5 protein-coding genes are annotated in these 6011 nt (G+C 70.7%); 4 read left to right on the forward strand and 1 reads right to left on the reverse strand.

The window, feature by feature from the left end:
• The 3 genes from murA to malQ all read left to right on the forward strand — a co-directional run.
• The coding region (gene murA, locus VF139_15375; protein ID HEX6852777.1) for a UDP-N-acetylglucosamine 1-carboxyvinyltransferase at positions 1-1008 on the forward strand (1008 nt) is incomplete at its 5' end.
• A complete protein-coding gene (locus VF139_15380; protein HEX6852778.1) occupies positions 1005-1346 on the forward strand; it encodes a histidine triad nucleotide-binding protein in 342 nt (113 codons plus the stop codon). The genes murA and VF139_15380, both read left to right, overlap by 4 nt.
• A 14-nt stretch (positions 1347-1360) precedes the next feature.
• On the forward strand, positions 1361-2851 hold the full coding sequence (gene malQ / locus VF139_15385; protein ID HEX6852779.1) for a 4-alpha-glucanotransferase: 1491 nt from the start codon (positions 1361-1363) through the stop codon (positions 2849-2851).
• Here malQ and VF139_15390 read toward each other — a convergent pair.
• Positions 2848-3690: a hypothetical protein gene (locus VF139_15390; GenBank protein ID HEX6852780.1), complete on the reverse strand. Its 843-nt coding sequence runs from the start codon at positions 3688-3690 to the stop codon at positions 2848-2850. The two genes, malQ and VF139_15390, sit on opposite strands and share 4 nt — an antisense overlap.
• 82 nt (positions 3691-3772) lie before the next feature.
• Here VF139_15390 and VF139_15395 point away from each other — a divergent pair.
• A partial coding sequence (locus VF139_15395) for a VCBS repeat-containing protein (GenBank protein ID HEX6852781.1) occupies positions 3773-6011 on the forward strand: 2239 nt, incomplete at its 3' end.

Raw genomic sequence — 6011 nt, forward strand, 5'->3', positions numbered from 1 at the left:
GAGGCGCCGTACGACCTCGTGAAGACGATGCGGGCGTCGGTGCTCGTGCTGGGGCCGCTCGTCGCGCGTCACGGGCGCGCGCGAGTCTCCCTTCCCGGAGGGTGCGCGATCGGCGAGCGGCCGATCAACCTCCACCTCGACGGCCTGGCGAAGATGGGGGCCGAGATCACCCTCGAGCACGGCTACGTCGAGGCGAAGGCGGCGCGCCTGCGCGGCGCGACGATCCCGTTCCCCATCAAGACCGTCACGGGGACCGAGAACCTGATGATGGCGGCGGCGCTCGCCTCCGGCACCACCCATCTGCGGAACTGCGCGCGCGAGCCGGAGATCGTGGACCTCGCTGAGCTGCTCGTCGCGATGGGGGCGAAGATCCACGGCGCGGGAACGGACGACATCGTGATCGAAGGGGTGGACGCCCTGACGGGGGCCGCGCACCGCGTGATCCCCGATCGCATCGAGACGGGTACCTACCTCGCCGCGGCCGCGGCGGTGGGGGACGGCGTCGAGGTCGCCGCCTGTCGCCCCGACCACCTCGGCGCCGTCCTCGAGCAGCTCCGGGAGGTGGGCGTGAAGCTGCGCATCGAGGGGACCTCGATCCACGTCGACCCGTCGGGGGATCTCGTCGGGCGCGATCTGAACACGCAGCCCTACCCGGGGTTCCCCACCGACATGCAGGCGCAGTACATGGCGCTCGCGACGCAGGCGAGGGGACCCTCGGTGATCGCCGAGACGATCTTCGAGCGGCGATTCATGCACGTCGGCGAGCTGCAGCGCATGGGAGCCGACATCCGGATCGTCGGACGCACGGCGGTCGTCGTGGGCCCCAGCCGGCTCACCGGCGCGCAGGTCATGGCGACGGATCTGCGGGCGTCGGCCTCGCTCGTGATCGCGGGGCTCGCCTCCGAGGGGATCACCGTCGTCGACCGGGTCTACCACCTCGATCGCGGGTACGAGCCGATGGAGGCCAAGCTGCGCGCCCTCGGCGCGGACGTGGAGAGGGTGCGATGAGCTGCCTGTTCTGCCGCATCGTGGCCGGCGAGATCCCCGCGGCGATCGTCCACCGCGACGACGACGTCGTCGCGTTCCGCGACATCGCCCCGAAGGCGCCGACGCACATCCTGTTCGTCCCGACCCGGCACTTCGCGTCGCTGGCCGAGGCGCACGACGCCGACGCGGGCCTTCTCGGAACGCTCCTCCTGCGCGTCCGCGACGTCGCCCGGGCCGAGGGGCTCGAGGGCAGCGGGTACCGCGTGGTGACCAACGTCGGCGAACACGCGGGTCAAAGCGTCTTCCACCTCCACGTCCACCTGCTCGGCGGGCGCGATTTCTCCTGGCCTCCCGGCTAGCGATCGAGGTTCCGATGGCTTCCCGCTCCGCAGGTTTCCTCCTGCACCCGACCTCCCTGCCGGGACCGTTCGGCATCGGCGACCTGGGGCCGGCGGCCGACCGGATGCTCGACTGGGCCGCCTCGGCGGGTTTCCGCGTGTGGCAGACGCTGCCGCTCGGCCCCACCGGCCTCGGCGACGCGCCGTACGCGTGCCTGTCCGCCTTCGCGGGGAATCCGCGGCTGATCTCCCTCGAGCGCCTGGTCGAGGACGGGTTGCTCGACGCCGCCTCGGTGGACGCGTCGCGCGGACCCGAGGGGGCCGCCCTCCACCACGCGGCGGCCGCGAGGAAGGACCCGCTCCTGCACGCGTCGTGGGAAGCGTTCCGGCGCGGCGCCGCCCCCCACCTGCGCGGCGAGTTCGATGCGTTCGTCGGGGCCGAGGCCCAGGACCACTGGCTGGACGACTGGTGCCTGTTCGCCGCGCTCAAGCGCGAGAACGGCGACCGGGCCTGGCTCGAGTGGGACGCTCCGATCCGCCGCCACGATCCCGCCGCGGTCGACGCGGCCCGGCGGCGCCTGTCGGGCGACATCGACGTCCAGCGCTGGCTGCAGTTCCTCTTCTTCCGGCAGTGGGATCACATCCGCGGCGAGGCGAACCGGCGCGGGATCCGGGTGATGGGCGACCTGCCGATCTACCTCGCCCTGGACAGCGTGGACGTCTGGGCGCGCCAGGACCTCTTCAGGCTCGACGAGGAGGGGAGGCCCACCGTCGTCTCCGGGGTTCCTCCCGACTACTTCAGCGCCACGGGACAGTTGTGGGGGAATCCGATCTACCGCTGGGATCTCATGGAGCGGGACGGGTTCTCGTGGTGGATCCACCGGATGCGCCAGAACGCGCGTCTCGCCGATCTCGTCCGCATCGACCACTTCCGCGGCTTCGCGGCGTTCTGGGAGGTCCCGGCGGGGTCGGACACGGCGATCCCGGGGTACTGGGTTCCGGCGCCGGGGCACGCCCTGTTCTCCGCGATCCGCGGTGCGCTCGGGGACTTCCCGATCGTCGCGGAGGACCTCGGCCTGATCACGCCGGACGTGCACGCGCTGCGGGACGCCTTCGGCTTTCCGGGGATGAGGGTCCTCCAGTTCGGCTTCGACGCGATCGACGGGATCCACCTCCCGCACCACTGGACGCCGGCGACGGTCGCCTACACGGGAACACACGACAACAACACCATGCGCGGATGGTTCGAAGCCGCCGACCCCGAGCACCGTGCCCGTGCCCTGGACTACACCGGCGGCGACGAACGCTCGATCGTCGAGGCGTTCGTCCGCGTGGTCTACGCGTCGGTCGCGTCGCTCGTGGTGATTCCCGCGCAGGACGCGTTCGACCTGGGAGCCGAGGCCCGGATGAACGTCCCCGGGAAGATGTCCGGCAACTGGCAGTGGCGCGCGACGTCCGACCTCTTCCGCGACGACCGGGCGAGCCGGCTCCGTCGCCTCAGCGAACTCACGGGGCGGCTGCGCTAGGTCTTCTTCCGTTTCCGCGACGCCCGCAGGCTTAGCTTGAGATGCCTCACGGCCTTCTCGGGGGTGACGACCGCCGCGCTGTACTGCTGCCGGAGCGCGTGCAGGTGCCCCATCGTGAAGAGGTAGAGGTCGGTCGCGGAGAAGCCCGGGAAGTCGGCGAGGATGCCGCTGTCGCGGATGTGGCGGATCATCGGCCGGTAGACGGTGTCGCGCCACGACGCGACGGCTTCGTCCCACGAGACCGGACGGCCCCACTCGATCCCCTTGTACCAGCGGTGCACCGAGATGTGCTCGAGGAGCCGCTCGTAGCCGTTGGCGGCGGTGGACTCGAACTCCTCGGGCTCCTCGGGCCTGAGGCCCGTGGCCTCGAGGAAGTCGGCGAGCCCGCTCTTGAGGACGATGTCCTCGATCGAGTCGTCCGCGCCGAACGGCACGGGGGTGAGGAACTCCTTCACGCGCGCTTCGATCGTCGCCTGCTCGAGCTGCTTGGCGACCGAGACCCGATGGTGCCCGTCCACGACGAAATAGGCCTCGCCGACCTGGTAGAGCTCGACCGAGGGGAATCCGACCGGTCCCTCGGCGAGTTGCTCGACCCCCTTCCAGCGCTCGCGCAGCGACTCGTCGCGGGGGAGGAAGGCGCGGTTGAACTCCCGTTCCCGGCCGAGCGTCCCGACGATCTTCTCGACCGGGACCTCGCGGATCCCGCGGTCCACGACGTGGCGCAGGCGCAGCTTGTCCCGGACCTCCTCGAACGGCAGGAGATCGACCGGCTTGCCGAAGAGAAGCCGCAGCAGGTCGGACATGAAGGCCGCGCGACGGGCGGCGTCGAAAAGGGCCACGGCGGGATGATAGCTGCCCTTTGTCACGGTCGCGCGAGGGGGCGTCGCCGTAGAATTCCGGACATCGCTCCCGGAGGTCTCCATGCGTCTCGGAATCGTCTTCGCGGCGGGACTCGCCCTCGCGCCGATCCTCCCCGCACGCGCGGCGGGTTCGCTGTTTCAGGGGGAGTACTTCCCCATCTCGACGGAATCCTCTCCCTACGTCGCCGACTTCGACGGGGACTCGGCCCCCGACCTCGCGTTCGCCGTGAGCGCCCAGGCGGTCCCCATCCTGCGCACGAAGGCCGATCGCGCCGTCGAGTCGTGGGGACAGACGCATCGTGGACGGCGTTGGCTGATCGGCGCCGGGGACTTCGACGGGAACGGACGTGGAGACCTGGCGTTTCTCGGCGACGGGGCGCTCGAGCTGCGTTCGGGACGTGGGGACGGCACCTTCGAAGACGGGCGCCTGCTGGCGTTTCCGGAGCCTGCGTACTACTGGACCCTCGGACGCTCCGGGGACGTCGACGCCGACGGCCGAGTCGACCTCGTGTTCGCCGGTGAGGCGGTGGACGCCATCCACATCGCGTTCGGGGGAGACTCCGGGTTCTCCGAGATCGTCACGTTGTCCGGGGTCGAGACGAATTCGGGGTATCTCGTCGCCGACCTGACGGGCGGGGGACGAGCTTCGATCGTGGTGAGGCGATTCGGGGCGGTCGATGTCTACGAGTTCGCCGCCGGGCGCGAGGTCGGCCCTCCAACGTCCACGCCGATGACGGGCGACTCGCAGCTCCGTGCGCTCGTGGATCTGAACGGAGACGGCCGGCGCGACCTCCTCCTGGAGGTCACCTCCGTGCCGCCGTCCCGGCTGATGGTGGCTCGAGGGATGGCCGGCGCGTCATTCGACGAGCCGGAGGATCTCGCCGGGCCGCAGGGGGCCGGGTGCCTTCCGATCACGGGAGACTGGGACCTCGACGGCGACGTGGATCTGGGATGCCAGGGGGACGCGGACGAGGTCGCGTTCCTTGCCAACGACGGTCGAGGCGAATTCACGACGTGGCGGTCGTACGCGCTGCCCGAGGGGTCCTACGGGTTCATGGACGTCCCGGGCTGGCCGGAAGCGCCGATCCTCCTCGGCCAGGTGCTCAATGCATCCGGAGTGAACCACGGCGTGGTCGTGCACCCGGCCGCTCCCGCCGGTCGGAGCGCGGTTCCCGTCGGGATGGTGGCGCCGTTCGCGGGTTTCCCGGAGCGCGGCCACTTCTTCGTCGAGGACATCGACGAGGACGGCGACCGCGACTGGATCGCGTTCGAGAATGCTCCGTTCTTCCTCCGTAACGACGGGGGCGGGGGACCCGCCGGTCCACCCGAGCCGCTGCCCACGGAGGGGTTCCGTGGAACCGTCGGCGATTTCGACGGCGACGGTCGGGTGGACCTCCTCCGTCCCGCGACGGACGGCTCCCCTCGAATCCTGTTCGAGAAGGGCAACGGCGACGCGACGTTCCGGTCGCCGGTCGAGGCGTTCGTCGTTCCGCAGGGGTGGTACGGCACGCCGGTTCCTCTCGACGCCGACGAGGACGGACGCCTCGATGTCGTGGAGACCAGTCTCTATGGCGGGCTCAACGTGTGGCGGGGGCGCGGCGACGGGACGTTCGACGGCCCGATCGTGGCGTATCCGCCTCCTGCACCGATCGACGGCAATGTCGTCGCCGGGGACTTCGACGGGGACGGGGACCGCGATCTCGCGGGCAGCTCCGCGTTCCTGGGAATCGTGCTGATGCTCCGGCGCGACGACGGGACCTACGCGCCGCCCGAGTCGATTCGCGACACGGCGTACTTCTCGTTGGGAGTCGCCTCGGGGGACTTCGACGGGGACGGCGACGACGATCTCGCCCGCTTCTCCGCGAGGAGCTTCGGCGGGTCCGTCGACCTCGAGGTCCTCGTCGCCGACGGTCATGGAGGATTCGAAGTGGGCGGCAGGTTGTCGACCGGGGCGGTGGGTTATCGCATCTCCTCGGCGGACACCGACTCCGACGGCCGCGACGAAATCGTCTTCGGCTCGTTCGGAATGACCGCGGTCGTGTCCTTCGACGGCGGGCCGGGGCCGTGGCCGGTGCGGAGGTTCCCCGCACCGGGCGAGCACGTGCTCGCCGACCTCGACGGCGACGGCCGTCCGGATCTGTCGTCGTTGGGTTTCCTCCAGTACATGCCGTGGGAACGGCCGGACGCGATGGGGATCTTCGCGTTGCTCAACCTCTCTTCCCCCCCCAACGCTCCCCCCGTCGCCTCGGCCGGCGGCGACCAGCTCCTCGAGTGCACCTCGTTCTCGGGCGCGACGGCGA

This window comes from Candidatus Polarisedimenticolaceae bacterium (genome assembly GCA_036376135.1).
Classification (GTDB): Bacteria; Acidobacteriota; Polarisedimenticolia; order Polarisedimenticolales; family DASRJG01; genus DASVAW01.